Below are 18833 nucleotides of genomic sequence, written 5' to 3' on the forward strand. Positions count from 1 at the left end.
CATGTGACTCGGATTTGGGGTGGCGGCGATACTTCGATCCCATCACCGTCCATAGCGCTGATCACTTAATGGACTTCAGGAAATCAATCGTCTCTGGACGTTTGGGATTGCGGATGACTTCGTCGGGAGTGCCCAGCTCATGAATGAGGCCATGGCGGAAGAAGGCCACTCGATCTGAAACCTCTCGGGCAAATGCGATCTCGTGCGTCACCAGCACCATAGTCATGCCGTCCTCAGCGAGCATTCTCATCGTATCGAGTACCTCGCCGACGAGCTGAGGATCCAGGGCGGAGGTGGCTTCATCGAACAGCATGTAGTCGGGATTCATCGCCAGTGCCCGAGCGATCGCCATGCGCTGTTGCTGGCCCCCAGAGAGTCGGGTAGGAAACACGTTGAGCTTCTCTCCCAACCCCACGTGCTTGAGTTGACGAACGGCTTCTTCCTCTGCTTCTTCACGGCTTTTACCCAAAACCTTGCGTGGCGCGAGCATCACATTTTCGAGCACCGTGAGGTGCGGAAAAGCATTCCATTGCTGGAAAACGATTCCGATCTTGCGACGCAGTAGGTTGAGGTTGGTTTTCGGGCTGTGAACATCAATGCCGTCAACCTTGATCGTCCCAGACTGAATTTTTTCCAGTCCGTTTATGCACATGAGCAGCGTAGATTTTCCAGAGCCCGAGCCCCCAATGATCGAGAGCACTTCGCCTTTCTTAACATCCAGGGATACGCCTTTGACAACTTCTAGATCTCCAAAGGATTTTCGAACTTGATGGATATTAATCATTGCTGTTCAACCTTTTTTCAACGTGAGCACCGCACCAGGCGACACCCCAACTCATGATGTAGTAGATAAGGCCAACGATGCATAGCACCAACAAAGGCTCTTGTATTCTGGTAATTATCGATTGAGACGATCGCAATAGTTCGTACAAACCCAGCCAGGTTACAAGAGCTGTATCCTTCATTGCCGCCAGGGTCATATTTACCCAAGATGGAAACGAAACTCGTGCAGCAAGTGGCGCACTAATGTAGCGAATTTCCTGCCAGTAAGTTAAGCCCAGTGAGCGCGCAGCACGGGTAACGTTGAATGACACTGACTGCAGTCCACTCCGGACGATATCTGTACAGTAGGCCGTGCAATAAAGTCCCAATGCGATACAGCCGATAGTGAAGGTTTGGAAGTGCCAGCCCAAGATGCTGTTTAGCGAGTTGGCGACTACAAATTGAATCAACAGTGGCACGCTTCTGAAAATATCCAGGATCCAGCCTAGTGGTAGTGTCAGTCTGGGTGCGTAATTTCGCAACCAGCCCAACGCCATGCCCAAGACGGTTCCTATTAGCACTGCCCAAAATGTCAATTGTATGGTGAGCCAAGTGCCTGATAGCAATATCATCAGGTCAGAGCTTGTAAAGCTTGTGGTGAGCATGTGTCTATCCCTCGCTGGTGTTTAATAGCGGAATAAGCGCCAACCCAAAAGGCGGGCTAATCCGACCACCAACTTGCAAATGCAGTAGTACATCACGGCTGCTGTTACAAAGAGTTCAAACGTACGGAAGGTCTTGATGTTGATTTCTTGGGTTACCCCGGCGAGATCATTATTCAGTCCTACAATAACTCCGAGGGACGTCATCAGTACGGCCCAAACCATCTGGTTAGCTATAGGATGGAACACAATTCGCAAAAGTTGTGGTACGACGATGTGTAGGTACGCTTGGGTAGCGGTAAGCCCAAGCGACCTTGCAGCTCTGACCTGAGTATCAGGTACCGCCTTCATCCCTCCTCGGAAACTTTCAGCCAGGTAGCCGGCATTGTTGAAGGTAATGCCGGCCACCAGAGCGACAAGCGATGGCACATGAAGGCCAAAGGAGCCAAGACCAAAGTACAAGATGTAGATCTGAAAAAGCGAAGGCGTATTGCGAGCAATCGACACCCAGCTCATTGCTATGCCTTTCAGGATACGGAACGGCGATTCCCTCATAACCGTCAGCAGCAGCGCAATGATGACTCCGAGTACCATTGAGATCGCTGCGATCTCAATGGTGACAAGGGCCCCGTCTAGCATAGCGGGGAGCGCTCGGCGTATTGCGCTCCATTGGATGTTGTAACTCATAACGGCCCTCGCAAATCAGATAACGGGTGACACAGAATCATAGGAGCTCGCCGGATTTGCTCGGATCCAGAACTGGCCCGCCGATCCACTTGTTCCACAGTTCGGTATAACGGCCGGAGCGCGTTTGTTGATTAACAAATAGGTTCAGGTAATTCAGAAAGCCATACTCATCTCGTGCTACAGCCAGAGACACATAATCAATCTGCCACGGTGCAGCGCCAACAATCTTCAAGCCTTTAAATTTCCCAGACTTAACCGCGTCCTGAGCAACGGTATTCACAACAACAGTGGCATCGCTGTGACCTTGGCTGACGGCCAAGATGTTGTCATTCATGTTCTGGAATGACTTAAGGCTTCCTTTAGGGTCGTTCCATCGTTTGATATCAGCGGTGATGAACTCAGTGCCGTAGTTGCCTTGAGGGGTACTAACGGTGTGCCCTTTCAAATCCTCGTAGCCTTTGATACCGGTATCTTCTCGTGTAAGTACGACGTACTGGTAAGCGAAATATGGAACCGAAAAGCCAATCGATCTGGCGCGTTCCATTGTTGGTGATGTCGATGCAACAGCGACATCGGCGCGGCCGGAAATAATGGATGGAATGCGGTCAGGAAATGGGACGTCAATGATCGAGGCCTTAACTCCCAGGGCGGCAGCGAGGTCTTTACAGTAATCTACGTCGAAGCCTGCCGGGTTGTTTTGGGCATCGCGAAAGCCTGCTTGACCATTATCCAGTGTGATTGCACAGCGAAGCGTTCCGTCCCCCACAATATCTTCCAATTTATCGGCATGAGCTGCGGAAACAGAAGCCAGGCTGATCGCGGTCGCGAGAGACACAATATTCAACTTGTTCATAACGTTTGGATGCCTTTGTGGGTTAAGCACTAAGTGCTACAGGATCGATAAGTGATAGAGCAGAGAGCGTGCCAGTCTTTGGCTATGGTGCATGTGGCGACCGGTAAGCCTCGAAGATTCATCACGTGTTTTTGATCCAGCTAGGAGAGTCGATATGCGTCGCAGCCCTGTTGGGGCAAGGGTTTACGGGTCACTGCAAATTTACGAAGGCGGTGAGAGGTGTCCTCGTAAAATCGGCAAAATTTTTTTTCTAAAAATTGTGCAGAAAACCGTGATTTTATTTTTGTGCAGAATTCCGTTTCTCACTCACGGCTTAAATCCACACTGCTACAAAAGGGAACATCTCTAAAAGCCACCTAGTTGCACACTTTTTGGGCCATATTTATAAGGGTTCTCAGGTGGCGCACCTAGCTGGTGCAACTGATTGAAATGAAAGCGAGGTAACGGCGAAATTTGCACACATTTGATTTTATAATGTGTGCAGTAATCCGCTGGAATAGGGTGGCAAGTTGTACCTTTGATTGGCGTTGGATGTAGGAATTTGCCGTTGGAGTAATCAGGGGAACTGGAGATGTAGGCCCTGGCAACAGGTTGCCAGGGTCTGGGAGGGGATTAGTCTTGGGACAATTCCACTGATCGTTGGCGAGCAGCCTCTGCCGCAGTCTTCACGAGCTCGCGTAGCGAGCTCTGCTTCTCAAATATATCGATCGCCGCAGCAGTCGTTCCATTGGGAGAGGTAACGGCCTTACGCAGCGCTTCAAAGCTAGCATCTGGTTGGCATTGCAGTTTCGCAGCCCCCAGCGCTGTGTGGCCCGCCAACCTTTTTGCAAGCTCCTCCGGGAGGCCCATAGCCGCGCCAGCATCAGCCAATGATTCGCTAAAGAGATGGTAATAAGCCGGGCCGCTTCCGCTGATAGCGGTAACCGCGTGGAGCTGCTCCTCTTCAGCAACCCAGCAGGCAATACCAACTGCTTCGAATAACCGAGTCAGATCATGGCGACGCTGTCCGATATCCGAGTCTGTATAGAGCCCGGTGCAGCCGGCATTTACCATTACCGGTGTATTTGGCATTGCTCGTACCACTGGAATAGCGCCACCGCTGGCAGATTTCAACGTGGCACTGGTGACCCCAGCCATTACCGATAGCAAAATTGCACCTTGGAGCGCTGAAGCAGGTAATGCTGAAATTGCCTGGGCAGCCATGTTGGGTTTGACCGCCACGATGACAAGATCAAACCCATGGGATGGCAATTGGGAGAGGTCGCTAGCTATCAGCGCCTGCATGCCGCTAGGTGCTCCCGGATCGTACGCAGTTACTTCTTCGACAAGGCCTGTGTTCAACCATGCCTCGCCCAGTGCACTGCCCATTTTCCCGTAGCCTAAAAACAAGACTTTCATTTAAATATCCTCGGATCGGTTTGGCTGACTTAGTCGATGGTCATCAAGCTTGCATTTCCGCCGGCAGCTGCCGTATTCACGCTCACCGCTCGTTCGATGACCAGACGTTCAAGCGCGATCGTCGTTTCGCCTTGGGATAGGCCTTGAACCCCAATAATGGCTCCTGCGCGCTTCGCAACCTGCTGGCAGATCATCCGCAACTGATCTGAATCGCCGTGGTGAAGCACCGCATCAAAATGCACATCATCTTTGTCCCAGTCAGGCACCATCTGAATTTGAGAGGTGACCTCTTTAGGAAGGTTCGTCAGGAGATGAGCTCCGGGCTCGGCATCGAGCCAAACCGCACTACTACCCACAGCCAAAACAGCCGCTAACTGGATCAGCAAATCGCCCTGTGTCTCTGCTATGCAGAGCACCCGATCGCGACCCAGGATGCTGTAAGAGTTGCGTTCTCCTGTTGGGCCCGGGAGCAGATAAGTTACCCCGCTCTCGGACTGCTCTGCGAACCTTACGCAGACCTCATGTAGCCCGATTTCTTTATTCGCGCCCGCCCAGGCAGTTAACACTTTTAGGGGGACGAGTTGCTGATATTTGGCCCGTACATCAGCGGCTGAGGAAGCGGTGCGTGTGAGAGTTTTGGAAACTGAGTCCGAAGAAGAGGTCGAAAGAAGTCGATATAGGTAGAGCGGGCCACCCGCTTTTGGGCCTGTTCCCGACAAGCCCTCACCACCAAATGGCTGCACTCCGACCACTGCACCTACGATGTTGCGGTTGACGTAGATATTGCCTGCATGGGCATTGTCGACGACTTTGGCAATGGTCTCATCGATGCGCGTGTGTACGCCTAGTGTCAGGCCGTAACCTGACGCGTTGATTTGCGCAATCAGCTGATCCAACTCTTTGCGTTTGTAGCGGACAACGTGCAGCACCGGGCCGAAGATCTCGCGTTTCAGTTCGTCGAGGCTTTCAAGCTCGATGAGCGTTGGCATTACATAAGTGCCACGCTTTACTTCGTCCTTATCGGCGATAGCGACCTGGTAGACGGGACGACCCTTATCACGCATGGCCTGAATGTGTTTTTCAATACCAGCTTTGGCTTCGGCGTCGATTACCGGGCCGATATCTACGGACAGGCGCTCAGGGTTGCCAAGGCGGCTTTCAGCCATTGCGCCTTTCAGCATCTCGATTACACGGTCGGCGGAATCTTCCTGCAAACAGAGTACGCGCAACGCCGAGCAGCGTTGCCCGGCGCTGTCAAAAGCTGACGAAACCACGTCTATGACTACTTGCTCAGTCAGAGCCGAGGAGTCGACGATCATCGCGTTCTGGCCACCGGTTTCGGCGATCAATGGTATCGGCCGTCCTTGAGAGTCCAAACGGCCAGCGACATTACGCTGCAGTAGGCGCGCGACCTCAGTAGAGCCAGTGAACATAACCCCTTTAACGCGCTCATCGCCGACCAAGCCGGCGCCTACAGTTTCCCCGTGACCGGGGATAAGCTGCAGCACCCCCTCTGGTACGCCAGCGCCTAGGAGAATACGGACTGCTTGCGCTGCAACGAGTGGAGTTTGTTCGGCTGGTTTGGCCAGTACAGAGTTGCCAGCGGCCAATGCTGCAGCGACTTGGCCAGTGAAAATGGCCAGAGGGAAGTTCCACGGACTGATGCACACCACGGGCCCTAGAGGTCGATGGGTGTCATTAGTAAGGTCTTGCCTGGCCTGCGCTGCGTAGTAACGCAAGAAGTCTACGGCTTCCCGGACTTCGGCGATCGCATTGGAAAACGTTTTACCCGCCTCGCGTACGAGTAAGCCCATCAACGGTTGAATCTCCGACTCCATTTGATCAGCCGCGCGATCAAGAATTGAAGCACGCTCACTTGGTGGGGTTGCTTGCCAGATTGGCCCCGTGATCAAGGAAGACTCAATCGCGGTGTTGACGTCATCAAGACAGGCTTCTTGAACGTATCCCACGATGTCTCGATGATCTGAAGGGTTGCGTACTGGAACGGATGTTCCCTGTGCTGCGGGGCCGCCAAGCAAAGGGCCTGCTACCCATTCGTTGTGAGCGGTAGCAAGCAGGGCGCTGGATAGGGAACCGAGACGATGCTCGTTGGCCATGTCGATGCCAGACGAGTTGACGCGTTCGCTGCCGTAAAGATCTCGCGGCAGCGGTATGCGAGGGTGGGGTAAGCCGAACCCTCCCTCCTGATTAGCCATAGTTTCGATGGTCAGGACAGGGTCTGCGACCAGTTCTTGTATGGAGATGGAGTGGTCAGCAATGCGATTAACGAACGAAGTATTGGCCCCGTTTTCCAACAGGCGACGTACGAGGTACGCCAATAAGGTTTCGTGCGTCCCGACCGGCGCGTACACGCGACATGGACGGTTCAACTTGCTATCGGCGATCTTCCCGACAACCTGTTCATACAGTGGCTCACCCATGCCATGGAGGCATTGGAACTCGTACTGACCAGGGTAGTAATTCTGTCCGGCAATGTGATAAATCGCGGACAGTGTATGCGCGTTATGAGTGGCGAACTGTGGGTAGATCGCTTCCGGCACTGAGAGCAACTTACGTGCGCAGGCGATGTAAGAAACATCGGTGTATACCTTGCGGGTGTAGACCGGATAGCCCTCAAGGCCCTCGACCTGTGCGCGTTTGATTTCACTGTCCCAATAGGCGCCTTTCACAAGGCGAATCATCAAGCGATGGCGGCTGCGGCGGGCTAGATCGATTACATAGTCGATCACATAGGGGCATCGCTTTTGGTACGCCTGAATCACGAAACCGATACCATTCCATCCGGCGAGTTGTGGCTCAAAGCACAGGCGTTCCAACAGATCCAGTGACAGCTCCAGACGGTCAGCTTCCTCAGCGTCAATGTTCAAGCCGATGTCGTACTGCTTGGCGAGCAAGGTCAGCGACAGCAGGCGGGGGTATAACTCGTTCATCACCCGCTCGTACTGGGCACGGCTGTAACGGGGGTGCAGGGCCGAAAGCTTGATAGAGATCCCTGGCCCCTCATAGATGCCACGGCCGTGCGAGGCCTTGCCGATGGAGTGAATAGCTTGTTCGTAAGACGCAAGGTATTTCTGTGCATCGACTTCAGTGAGAGCTGCTTCACCCAACATGTCGTAGGAGTATCGGAAGCCTTTGCTTTCGAATTTATTTGCATTCGCCAGGGCAGCGGCGATGGTTTCGCCAGTGACGAATTGCTCTCCCATCAGACGCATGGCCATGTCGACGCCTTTGCGGATCATAGGCTCGCCAGACTTGCCAATGATTCGACTCAGGGAGGATGTGAGCCCCGTTTCATTATGAGTGCTGACCAGTTTCCCTGTGAGCAGGAGGCCCCAAGTAGCCGCGTTTACGAATAGTGATGTGCTGTTGCCTAGGTGCGGTTGCCAGTTGCCGGTACTGATCTTGTCGCGGATCAAAGCATCGCGCGTGCCTTTGTCCGGAACGCGGAGTAATGCCTCGGCAAGGCACATCAACGCTACGCCTTCTTGCGAAGAAAGCGAAAACTCTTGTAGCAAGCCTTGGACGATACCGGCGCGGCCGCTGGCATTTTTCTGGTTGCGCAGTTTCTCTGCGATCCCCGCCGCGAGTTTATTGGTGGCTTCGATCATCGAGTCAGTTAGGCGGGCCTGTTCCAGCAACATTGGCACCGCTTCAGTTTCGGGACGGCGGTAAGCGCCTGTGATCGCCGCGCGCAATGTGGACTGGGGTAAAACGGTTTCGGCGAAATCCAGAAACGGCATGAGCGGGCCGGGGACTTCGATCTCTGACAATGACGAGGAGGGCTCATCATCGAAGGTCGGAAAATTTAGGAGATCGTTGACGATATCTCCGCGCTCGGATCGCTCGATGAAGTGGAGGATGAGTTGCTTGATGACAAAGTGAGGAGTTCTGTCGGCGCCGTGGGCCGCCTTCTTTAGGCGGTCTCGGGTTTCGGGGGATAACTTCACTCCAACAGTCGACGTGCTCATGTGTGATCCTTGCTAATCAGAGTAGCGTTTGTTCGGTGCTTGGCACAAACCACAACGCCTTGAAATATTATTCGTTAATTAGATTTCGTATACTTTAACGTCTGCATCAATTGATGCCGTGCTGGTCTGCTAAGCAGTTAGCCGGCGAGAGCGCCAAGTCAATGCCATTGACTAAAAGCTTTCCGCTGGGGTGATTTTGCTCGGAGCTTAAGCGTCTCTCCCTGTTATCGTCGCTCTACTAGGTATCCCCATCGCATGCGGTTGGATGGGGGGCGCCATTAGGATCTTAGCTAGCCTCTGTAGCGGGGGTTGAGTAAAAGCGGCCTCCATGGGCCCAGTTCTCAGGGGCGATTTCAGCAAATATGACATCCACACTTTCCGGAGAGCACTTCAGCACGTCTGCGGTCAGGCGAGTGACCTCCTTCACGTACTGAGCTTTTTGCTCTTGCGACCTACCAGTGCAAAGTTCCACACGGACTGTTGGCATCTCAGATTCCTCAGGTTGTTATCAGATTTAAGAACCGCTCACCGCCGGTACTCCTACCCACCACCTTTCCAGGGAATGAGGTAGCACCTAGGTGCAACCGTACACCGATATCCCAAGTTGCACAATCGTATACTATTGCAGTAGTGTGTATTCCGACTTACGGCCTTAGAAGCAGGAGCCAGTGATGCCTGCGCTGCTACGGGGGGGGGCGTAAGGCATACATAGGTGAAGCAGGTTGGCGGTCAGCGTCGACCATCAATCCCCACTCTGGATTACTCAAAGTCTTTGCGGCTTCGGGCGAACTGAGGTTTAAGAATGAGCAAGCGCCGCAAGGGTTCCCTATTGGGTGAACCACTCAATATGCCTACTTCGCTTTGGTCTACTACTGCCGAGGCTGGCCCGCCATCGGAGCACTTGATGCGCAGTGAGGCGGCGGACGTCATCATTGTGGGGGCAGGATTTACTGGTCTTACGGCAGCCATTCACTTGGCAGAGGCTGGGCTTTCTTGTGTGGTACTCGAAGCAGCTGAGCCGGGATGGGGCGCGTCTGGACGAAACAACGGTCAAGTAATCGCAGGTCTTAAACAGGATCCCGATGTCATCGAAGGTCTCTACCCTGGTGAGCAGGGGCGTAGGTTGGTGCAGTTTGGCAGTGACGCGCCAGCCGAGGTATGGAGGCTGGTGGAGAGACATTCAATTAGCTGCGCGCCGAACCAAAAAGGATGGATTCAGCCAGCCTTCACAGCAGCAGGCGCTGCAGCTGTAAGGTCACGACACTTGGCTTGGCAACAACGCAAGGTGGACGTGCAGTTGTTAGAAGGGGCATGTTTGCACCAGCTTTTAGGCACTACGAAATACAGCTTGGGATGGCTGGATCCGCGTGGTGGGTCTGTACAGCCCCTGAGTTATGCGCGAGGTCTTGCCAAGGTTGCAGTGGCGCTCGGCGTACGCGTATTTGACTCAGCTAAGGTAGATGATTTGCGCGCGTGCACAGGGAAGTGGACTGCATCAGTTGGCCGACACAAGGTCACAGCTCAGCACGTGCTGGTTGCCACCGGGGCATATGCTGACGAGCTGGTTCCGAAACTTCGTACCTCGTTTGTACCCGTGCGCACCGCACAGGTGGCGACTCGACCACTTTCTGAGGCAATGCGCCAAGTCATCCTTCCTAATGGTCACGTTTCATCGGACACACGGCAATTACTCACGTCTTTCCGATTATCGCCTGATGGGCGCCTTGTCATGGGTGGCTCCGGTGCAACGGCCGGCTTGGATCATTCAGCAATTGTGCCTTACCTGCATAAAGCGGGTCAGGAGCTGTTTGGCCACTTAGGACGAATGGAATGGGAGTTTCAGTGGAGTGGCTATTTTGCCGTCACTACAGATCATCTACCGCATGTGCATGAGCCTGAGCGCAATTTGCACATTTCGGTTGGCTGTAATGGCCGAGGAATCGCCGTCTCGACCTCGCTCGGAATTCAGATTACCAATCGAATCCTTGGGGCCTCTGCTTTGGAATTGGAGTTCCTGTTTCGTCGATTGGAACCGTGCATTTCCATATGCTTCGCGGGCTTGGTGTCAAAGCGGCAACGGCCTTCAAGCGACTTCAGGATCGACGGGGTTAGGAGGGCGTTGATTCTGCAAATTCAGCACGGATCGAATGGCGGAAAGAACCCTGAACCTCACGTTGTGTTTGTTCTATGTGTTTACGAAGTAGCGTTACGGCCTTGGCTGTATCACGCTGTTCGCAAGCATCGAGGATCTGAATATGTTCGTTATGCGACCTTGTATGTCCTGCAGCACCGGAGACGCGCAAGCGAAGCATACGGCCCATATGGTCTTGGACGGAACGAATCATCGCGACCAGGCGTGGTCTATTGGCCGGGGCGTAGAGACAGGCATGAAAGCTCATATTCAAATCACTCCAATCCGCTTGGGTCATAGCCTGGTCGTAGGCAGTCAAAAGCTGTCGCGCTTTAGCTATGTCCGAGGACGCCATATTGGGGACTGCCAACTCCAGCGCGCGACACTCCAGGGCCAAACGCATGTCGAGCATTTCGATGTAATCACTGACGGTCAGTGTTGCAACGGTTGCTCCAGCGTTCGGGGTCAACACCACCAAACCCTCGGACTCCAAGCGGGTGAGCGCTTCACGGACAGGTATTTTGCTGACGCCGATTACTCCGGCGATTTCGTCTTGGCGAATGGGAGCACCTTCGGCGAGAGTTCCGTCGGAGATACGCCGCTTGATTTCCTCATAAGCTTTTTGCGCGGCTGTGATTGCCTTCTTCGCTGGTTGCATGCCGACGGATACCTTAATTTGACCGCTTGGTTATGTTTTTACGATCACGAAAGTATACCAAATCTAGATTTTAAATATTCTGGGGCTTTCCGTTATCGACCTTACCGCTGCTGACCTGTCAGCAGGTGAGAAAAGATTTTAAAAAAGATCAGTGACCAAGCTCGTTCGATCTTGCTTCTGCAAAGACAAGGGCGAGCTGTTGATTTCAACTACACACCAATGGATAAGGGAAAGCTATGACTGCAAAAGTTGGACGGGTTGATCATCCTGTTGTAGCAGTACACGACCTCAAAGCTACCCGCGCTCAATTCCAGAAGCTGGGTTTCGTAGTTCCACCCAGCGGGAAACATCAGGAGTGGGGCACCGAGAACCTATGCATCATGCTCCCAGGGGATTATTTGGAAATACGTAGTATCGGGGATCCCAATAAATTTCTGGCAGGGGTCGATAAATTCCTGGAGAAGGGCGAGGGATTGTACAGCGTCGCGTTCAACGCGAAGTCCGCTGATGAAAGCTACCTGGCAGGTATTGAGGCAGACTTGGACATTGATCCGCCCAAGGCGTTGAACCGTAAACTGGTACTCGAAGACAAGGTGCTAGACCTTCATTTTCGGACAGTGATGCTTGGCCATAGTCTTTACCCTGGATTGACCCATGCCAATCTCTGCGAGCACCTCACGGCGGACACCTTGCGCCAACCAGGCTGGCTAGATCACCCAAATGGTGCCGTTTCGTTTGGTCGTCTAGTGGGTGTCATCAGTGATTTCGATGCTGCACAGACTGCTTACAGCAAGCTACTTGGGCCGGCGAACGTGCGCCGTGAAATCGATCGTATATGGCTGAACTTCGAGGAGGGCGCGGATGTAGAGTTGATCACCACCGAGGAAGCTGAATCGCGCGGTGACGCTCATCCCAACCGAGGTGATGCCTATCTTGCCGCCGCTACATTGTTAGTCAAGGACGTGGCTAAAACCGTCCACCTATTTGAAAAGAATGGCGTCCTGTTCACGCAGGTAGCGGAGGGGATACTCAAGGTGAGCCCGGGAGATGCCTGTGGGGCACATCTCTACTTCCAGCAGATCTAACTCCCTGATATGCCCAAAGAGGAAACTGTTTTGGGCACTTCTTTGATGGATGATTTCTTGGATTCTATGCTCCTGAGGAACACTTAATGACGTGGACTGTCTCCATAGTGGTGACGTAGGTCATTCGGCGACTCGCGATCTGAAACGGGTTGTTCATTGGCCCGCGAAGGTACGAATGCCAATCTGGCGTGGGTGCTCGGCATTTAGGATCGAACAAACTGCGTCTGCCTCTCCCCTGATCTTGAACACCCCATGCTTGCTAGCTGAACCTCCCTCTACGAGATCCACAACCCTATATCGCTTGCTGCCATCGTCCAGTGTGGTCGTTTCAATCACTCTGAATCTTGCTTGCATGGTTGCTTTCCCTGCATGGGATTGGTGTCCTACAAGTACCGGCAAAACAAGACGATTTCAAGAACGGGGCCAGCTCCAGCTGAGACAATTTATGACAGTGCAATGCGCTCGTCTTTGCAGGTAGGCCGGCTCAGTAGCAGGTGGTGCGTCGATTCATTTTCTTAAAGTCGCTGCTTCGGGCCGACGGGCCCGGCTGAGCCAGCTTCAATGACTTCGAGGGCTCTGACTGGAGACGGTAGTATGGTGCTGTCATCGATCAACCAGCTCCAACCTTATGAGCTACTGCTTGTCACATCCCGTCAGAATAAACACCAATCAAGAACCTGCTGAGACGAAGGATTAGAGATGGAATGTACTTTCACCCTGACGTACCAATTGCTGTCTGACGACAACGATATGGATGCGATTGTGGATCGCCTGGCGGAAGCAGGCTGTGATGATGCGTTGGTCGGAATCGGACAACCAGGTCGTCTGGCGTTGGAGTTTGTTCGCGAAGCATCATCTGCACATAACGCAATTGAGGGCGCGATAGAAGACGTGCGCCGAGCCGTACCTAATGCACGCTTGATCGAGGCCGTTCTCGCTCCCTGACTGACTGCGCGCGCCATAAATTGCGCGGGTGGCTCATGCGAGATTCGATAGGCGATATGTTCGGCTGCGGAGCTAAAGCTACTTGTTGCTATCGCGTATTCGGGCCTTAGGCCCGGCTCGTCGAGTGACTGCTTTATTTCACCTAGGCGCTGCCAGACTGTCCGCTATCCCAGGCTTCAGTGAGCTCGTCTATTCGATCCGCAATCTGAGGTGTTTTTGATAGGACAAGGCAGCGCGTGTTGCCGACAAATTCCTCTATCAGATACACAGCGTCGCCGACATCTAGCTCCAATTCCTGCAGCGCTTCATCGGGAATTCGAATCGCACCATCACCATCCCATTCTTCGATGACGATTTTCATCGGTGGCTTTTTCACATTTGGTCTCCGTTGCTATGAGCCGGCAAGCAGTACCCGCCAGTAGATTTTCCGTGGCACGTTTTACAGATCCGGATAATCATCAAGCTTAAGGCTAGGAGCTCCTCCTTCCTCCGGTTCGCGCTCAGGCGTATGTATCACTCCAGCTTCGGCATCTGCACGCATCTGCTCGAGCTCCTTGTGAAATGCCTTGTCCTGAACCGTGGGTTTGCTGGTGTACGGTTTTCGGTCTGGTACAGGCTGGGCCGCATAGGTCGTTACCGCGTCTGGGTCGTGCTGTAGTTTCTCTTGGACTTGCGACTCCAGCATTGCACGGAGTGCGTTTTTGTCGGGACGGTTAAGCAATTTGTTAATCCTATTCGGGAGCCAAGCACTAACTATTCGATTGGTACATTGAGCAGTTGGTTAGGGCAGGGCCGTTATTTGTGGTTGCATCGCAGATTGGTAGTTGCCCGGATTGCAGGTTAAAAATCCTGGTAAGCCTACCAAGGCTTGGCGGCAATCGTCTGTGATTAAAATGATGCCATAGCAACAGCCTCTGAAACGGCTTTAGAGATGACTGTAGTGGTCAGACCCTCACCTGCCATTTTGCATGGAGGCCCAGAGGGCAGCGAGCAATCGTTCGAGCTGTTCACGCTCCCAGGCACTCAATAGGTCGACAGGATCAGCTCCGTCACGCAGCCAAAGCTCTAGGTTCTCGACTCGACCGTCCGGCGACCTGCAGTACTCACAATATATGGACAGTTGACACCCTGCGCGGTACCGTTCGATTGCTTTGGCGATGGGCCATCATGGAAGGTTGTCTCGAGGGATTTAGAGTGCACGTTAAATCGATCAGGTTGATTAACTTCAAAAAATTCCGTGACGATCATCTCGAATTCAACGATGACGTGAACATTTTTGTCGGAGACAACAACGCTGGCAAAAGTACGATCCTTGAAGCGCTAGAGATCGTGCTAAATTACAGCCATCGTGGTCGCCCGTTCAACGGCGAATATAGCCCCGATCTATTCCATCAAAAGGCTGTTGATCAGTTTCTCGCCACCGATTTGAGCTCTAAGTATCTGCCCAGTCTGATCATTGAGGCGTATATCGATGGTGTTCCTGAATACAGGGGATCGAACAACAGCCTCAAAGCCGATGCCCAGGGTATTTTGGTGCAAGCCTGCTTCGACCCAGCTCTCGAGGCTGTGTACGAAAGCCGCAGGCTGATGAAACCGACTTTTACCAGCGTTCCTGTTGAGTTCTACAAAATAGAGTGGCTCGATTTCGGCTGGAATCCGATAAAGCCGATCGCCAAAAAATTCAAGGCGCTGTACATCGATCCCACACGCATTCACCCCACCCTGGGAAAGAATCAGTACATCTCCAGCATCCTTAACACAGCGTTGGCCAAGGAAGAGTTGGTCAAGCTGACGCTCAATTACCGTGAAAACCTTCAGGTGTTCAATCACTCTGGAGAGGTCATGGCGGTGAACGCGAATCTCGATGCCGAACATCTCATCACGGATAGCAAGCTCACCATCGCGGCTAGCACGTTGCCGGCTGGCTCCATTCAGACTGGGCTGCAGCTTGAGGTGGACGATGTTCCGTTCCATTTTATCGGCAAGGGTGAGCAGAGCAATGTGCAGATCAAGTTGGCCATCCAGAACAAATCTCATGACATTGATCTGGTAATGATGGAAGAGCCGGAAAACCACCTCTCCCACAGTAATCTGAACAAGCTAGTGCACTACATCGAAACTCAGCGTGGGGATAAGCAGCTTTTTCTGACCACTCATAGCTCGTATGTTCTAAACAAGCTGAGCATCGACAAAATTTGCCTTGTACAGTCCGGTTACAAAAGGCTTCACAAGCTTGACTCTGATGTCGTGAAGACGCTCAAGCGTCTCCCTGGGTACGACACGCTGCGGGTGGCGCTATCTGAGAAGGTGATCCTCGTTGAGGGGCCATCGGACGAACTTGTGCTCAAAAAGATCTATCTACGAAAATATGGTTGGCTTCCTGAAAAGGATGGGATCGATATCATCGTGGTGCGCGGAGTTGGGTTCAAAACCTTCATCGAGGTAGGTAAGGAGATCGGTACCCGCATTCATGTGCTCAGGGATAACGACGGCGATTTTCAAAAGCATGTGGTACCCGCTCGGGCATTTTATGCAGGCTTCGTGAACATCAAATTGTTTTCCTCTGAAGTCGACGAGGAGTTCTCGCTAGAACCAGCGATGATTTACGCAAACGCTATCAGCATCGCCAGCCTGGATGCCTTTGCAAAGGAAGTCCTGTCACCTCAGACATTCAAGCTGTATGACGAGGTTGTCACCCTGGAGGAGCGAAGGGAATTCCTTATCGAATGGTTCAGAAGCGTCAAGGGCAATGGGAAAGGAACGCGGAAGGTAGATTCGGCGATTCGATTGTTCGATGGGAAATTGGACTTCAGATATCCAGCGTTTCTGGAGGAGGTACTCGATTTTGCCTAATGAACTATGGATCGCTGGTGCCGGCTCTGGGAAAACTCACAAGATCATCGCTGATGCGATCAAGGTCATCGAGGCCGGCGGGCGGGTACTTGTCGTTACCTACACCACCAACAACCAGGCAGAGTTGCGTTCCCGCTTTGTTGAGCTTCACGGTGCGAGTAGTGAACACTTTGTCGTCAAAGGCCTGTTCTCGTTCTATCTGGAGGATATGGTGCGGCCGTACCAGAGCGCAGTATTTCCCGATCGAATCGCAAGGCATTTTTTCACTGAGCATAACCCCCATCACCTACCAGGTGTCTTCGTAAAAGGACGACCTGTTTACATTAAGGATAGGGCGGAAGAATTAGCGGACGGGTCAGTCAACCCATTCCACTACCTAACGGCCTGCAAGACCATGGCCTACTCGGGATATCTCGCGAAACTTGCTGCGCTTGTAGCCAAGCGATCCAAGGATGCACCAGCCAAGCGTCTCAAGGACATTTACGAGCGAATCTTCTTCGACGAAGTACAAGATTTGGTTGGTTGGGACTACGAGGCAATTAAGTCGCTCAGCAAAGTGATGCCCGATTCGATTTGTTGCGTTGGCGATTTTAGGCAGACAATTTACAGCACAACCTTTGGCCAGAAGGCACCGTTGAAGCCTCAGCAAAAGGCCGATTATTTTGTGGTAAAACTGAAGTTTGAGAAGCATTCGATGCCCACGAATCGTAGGTGCATCCAGCAAATCTGTGACCTATCAGACACCGTTCACCCGGGGCTGTATGACAAGACGATATCCAATGTAAAGAAGGTGCCCGATGAGGTGTCGCATCATCATGGCACCTTTATCGTTAAGCAGTCTCAAGTTGCCGATTACCTAGCTACCTTCCAGCCGCAGGTACTTCGCTGGTCTTCTACCACTGGTACTGCATATTTGCCCGCCAACTTGGAGTGCTACACGTTTGGTTCGAGCAAAGGGCTCGGTTTTGATCGCGTGCTCGTCATACCACCGGACAAGCATCTTAAATTTGTTCGAGGAGATGCGAAGGCATTCGACACGGACAAAACGGAGGAGTCTCGGAACAAGCTCTATGTTGCGATCACTCGTGCACGTTACAGCTTGGCTTTCGTTGTGGAAGATAAAAAGCTTAAAGGGCTGCCTTTTCCCGTGTGGGAAGCGCCGGCACAGCCCGTAGCGATCAAAGTTGAGTAGTGAGGCCGCGATCGTGCTCATGCAAAATCGGAAGCCCTCCGAGTAAAATCAACCTCACTCCGCACACTCACAAAAATCGATTCCCTATCCACAGCAAATCACGGGCCGTGCAAAACGCGACCACTCCATTTTCGGGCTCTATCTTCAATGCAGATAGACGTGCATTGTGAGCCTCGCCTTACGTGCTTTTGCGTACAGGCTCACAGCGCAACGAGCAAACGTTCGAGCTGTTCACGCTCCCAGACACCCAATAGGCCGACAGGATCAGCTCCGTCGCGCTGCCAGAGTTCAAGTGTCCCGACTCTTCCATCAGGCGACCTGCAGTACTCGCAGTAGTCCAGGGTGTCACAGCCGTTGAAGAGTGTGAGCTGCCAGCCATCAATCTCCACAGGCATGAGGCCGTGGTAGGTCTCATTCCATGACTGGGTGGTGCTTCGCGTCATGAAGCGATTGCCGAGCGCAACGTCCGTCAGCACTTGGCTAACCTCGCTTGCGGGGAGAGAGGAGGTTGTGTTCAAAATGTTCTGAGCTCGAGTCATCGCTTGCCCATAACTAAGCTGCGGTAAGTAACGTCAATGGAGAGATCGCACCTTCGGGCCTTAAGGCCCGGCTCATCAATTAGCCAAGCATTTCCTTCACGATAGAAGCCACATTTCTTGCATCGTCTATCCCCCGGTGGGAGGTACCCTGCCAAACCAAACCCAGTGACTCTACCGTCTGCTTAAGTGATTTCGGTCGATTGTCATACAAGCCTGCATGCCATTTCCTGGCATTGAAATGTGGCAAACCTTCGAGCAGGGAAGGGCACACAGCTAGTCCAGCATCGCGCTCTAGCTGTCTTGCATCATAGTCACCCCATGACGCCCAAGCCGCGTTTGGATAGCTCGCAGCAAACGTTCGTAACTCGTCGCCAACCTCTTGATAGGTTCGGGCGCCGTCCACGTCTGCTTGTTGGATGGAGGTGAGTTTTTTGCAGAAAGGAGTCAGGGTAGGGTTGATCTGAGGCCGAATAAAACGCTGGAACTCATCGACGATCTCAAGCGACTCCAAATCGATTACCACCAGGCCAATTTCAATCGTTTCCATCTGATCGGGGACGACTACAACCTGACGTGGTGGCTCCGATTTCTCAGCCTCATCACAGGTTGCCTCAAGGTCTACGCAATAGAGGTAGCGGTATGGCGCGAGGAGGTTTTGGATTGATTGGAGAAAAAGAAATTTTGCTTGAATACTCATCGCATGGGTGTCCTAGTTTTCATCTATCCAAGAAGCATCGACACAAGCATACAGCCACCTCTCAGGGAGTGATTACAGGGAGTGCTGTCTCGATTTCAGCGTGAATGCTAGTAGTGCCGATTGCAGTAGGACTCGTCCATGCTGCGATCCTTTTTTCCGGCGAGGCCCAGCTAGCTCGTGAGGCAGGCATGGCACGCCTTGAGATTGAACAACAGGTCAATCGTATAGACCTGGGCGATACCGAAAAATTCGGTTGCTCATCAGTTCACTGAGCGATCGGTAAGCAAATGCTTATGGTCGCCATACGCAAATCACTGAGGGTTACCAAAATAGTTACACCCGATACGCCTCACAGGTTCCCGCAGCTAGCTATCTAGGTAAG

At 52.7% G+C, this 18833-nt stretch carries 15 protein-coding genes and 2 pseudogenes; 5 read left to right on the plus strand and 12 right to left on the minus strand.

The features are described 5' to 3' along the window. Positions 1-61 precede the first annotated feature (61 nt). The 7 genes from ACIP1X_RS02920 to ACIP1X_RS02950 form a co-directional block, all read right to left on the minus strand. Positions 62-784: an amino acid ABC transporter ATP-binding protein gene (locus ACIP1X_RS02920; protein WP_400749188.1), complete on the minus strand. Its 723-nt coding sequence runs from the start codon at positions 782-784 to the stop codon at positions 62-64. Further along, entirely contained in the window at positions 777-1427 is a 651-nt protein-coding gene (locus ACIP1X_RS02925; RefSeq protein WP_400749191.1) for an amino acid ABC transporter permease, read from the minus strand. The genes ACIP1X_RS02920 and ACIP1X_RS02925 overlap by 8 nt, the downstream gene beginning before the upstream one ends. Positions 1428-1448: 21 nt before the next feature. Beyond that, on the minus strand, positions 1449-2111 hold the full coding sequence (locus tag ACIP1X_RS02930) for an amino acid ABC transporter permease (RefSeq protein ID WP_320396038.1): 663 nt from the start codon (positions 2109-2111) through the stop codon (positions 1449-1451). A 37-nt stretch (positions 2112-2148) separates the two neighbouring features. Then, complete coding sequence (locus ACIP1X_RS02935) at positions 2149-2964, minus strand: transporter substrate-binding domain-containing protein (protein ID WP_400749194.1); 816 nt, start codon at positions 2962-2964, stop codon at positions 2149-2151. 612 nt (positions 2965-3576) lie between these two features. Further along, the gene (proC, locus tag ACIP1X_RS02940) at positions 3577-4362 is read right to left on the minus strand and encodes a pyrroline-5-carboxylate reductase (RefSeq protein WP_400749197.1); all 786 of its coding nucleotides are present in this window, start codon (positions 4360-4362) and stop codon (positions 3577-3579) included. A gap of 29 nt (positions 4363-4391) precedes the next feature. Beyond that, on the minus strand, positions 4392-8351 hold the full coding sequence (gene putA / locus ACIP1X_RS02945) for a trifunctional transcriptional regulator/proline dehydrogenase/L-glutamate gamma-semialdehyde dehydrogenase (RefSeq protein WP_400749200.1): 3960 nt from the start codon (positions 8349-8351) through the stop codon (positions 4392-4394). Between the two features lie 286 nt (positions 8352-8637). Continuing rightward, positions 8638-8838, minus strand: coding sequence for a 4-oxalocrotonate tautomerase (locus ACIP1X_RS02950; protein WP_259198756.1), 201 nt, complete (start codon positions 8836-8838; stop codon positions 8638-8640). 417 nt (positions 8839-9255) lie between these two features. Between ACIP1X_RS02950 and ACIP1X_RS02955 the strand changes: the two are divergent. After that, a pseudogene (locus ACIP1X_RS02955) lies at positions 9256-10314 on the plus strand (NAD(P)/FAD-dependent oxidoreductase); the annotation flags it as partial. Positions 10315-10459: 145 nt separating this feature from the next. On the opposite strand, the gene ACIP1X_RS02960 reads toward ACIP1X_RS02955, so the two are convergent. Next, a complete protein-coding gene (locus ACIP1X_RS02960) occupies positions 10460-11140 on the minus strand; it encodes a GntR family transcriptional regulator (RefSeq protein WP_400749203.1) in 681 nt (226 codons plus the stop codon). 236 nt (positions 11141-11376) lie between these two features. Between ACIP1X_RS02960 and ACIP1X_RS02965 the strand changes: the two genes are divergently transcribed. Further along, the gene (locus ACIP1X_RS02965; RefSeq protein ID WP_400749206.1) at positions 11377-12225 is read left to right on the plus strand and encodes a VOC family protein; all 849 of its coding nucleotides are present in this window, start codon (positions 11377-11379) and stop codon (positions 12223-12225) included. 699 nt (positions 12226-12924) lie between these two features. Then, positions 12925-13152: pseudogene (locus ACIP1X_RS02970) on the plus strand (hypothetical protein); the annotation flags it as partial. A 160-nt stretch (positions 13153-13312) separates the two neighbouring features. On the opposite strand, the gene ACIP1X_RS02975 reads toward ACIP1X_RS02970, so the two are convergent. Both ACIP1X_RS02975 and ACIP1X_RS02980 read right to left on the minus strand, forming a co-directional pair. Next, positions 13313-13546, minus strand: a complete 234-nt coding sequence (locus tag ACIP1X_RS02975) for an AbrB/MazE/SpoVT family DNA-binding domain-containing protein (RefSeq protein WP_400749208.1) — start codon at positions 13544-13546, stop codon at positions 13313-13315. Between the two features lie 63 nt (positions 13547-13609). Continuing rightward, positions 13610-13891, minus strand: a complete 282-nt coding sequence (locus tag ACIP1X_RS02980) for a hypothetical protein (protein WP_400749211.1) — start codon at positions 13889-13891, stop codon at positions 13610-13612. A 473-nt stretch (positions 13892-14364) separates the two neighbouring features. Here ACIP1X_RS02980 and ACIP1X_RS02985 point away from each other — a divergent pair, with 473 nt between their 5' ends. Further along, positions 14365-16023 carry an ATP-dependent nuclease gene (locus ACIP1X_RS02985; RefSeq protein WP_400749213.1) on the plus strand — a complete coding sequence of 553 codons (1659 nt, stop codon included), beginning with the start codon at positions 14365-14367 and terminating at the stop codon, positions 16021-16023. Next, positions 16016-17215 (plus strand): UvrD-helicase domain-containing protein, encoded by a 1200-nt coding sequence (locus tag ACIP1X_RS02990; protein WP_400749216.1) that lies wholly within the window; start codon positions 16016-16018, stop codon positions 17213-17215. Before ACIP1X_RS02985 ends, ACIP1X_RS02990 begins: the two co-directional genes overlap by 8 nt. 200 nt (positions 17216-17415) lie before the next feature. Here ACIP1X_RS02990 and ACIP1X_RS02995 read toward each other — a convergent pair whose 3' ends face one another. Both ACIP1X_RS02995 and ACIP1X_RS03000 read right to left on the minus strand, forming a co-directional pair. Beyond that, positions 17416-17691, minus strand: a complete 276-nt coding sequence (locus ACIP1X_RS02995) for a hypothetical protein (protein ID WP_400749219.1) — start codon at positions 17689-17691, stop codon at positions 17416-17418. Positions 17692-17833: 142 nt separating this feature from the next. Continuing rightward, entirely contained in the window at positions 17834-18451 is a 618-nt protein-coding gene (locus ACIP1X_RS03000; RefSeq protein WP_400749222.1) for an exonuclease domain-containing protein, read from the minus strand. Positions 18452-18833 lie beyond the last annotated feature (382 nt).

The organism is Pseudomonas sp. NPDC088885, from assembly GCF_044750025.1.
In the GTDB taxonomy this organism is placed as follows: Bacteria; Pseudomonadota; Gammaproteobacteria; order Pseudomonadales; family Pseudomonadaceae; genus Aquipseudomonas; species Aquipseudomonas rustica.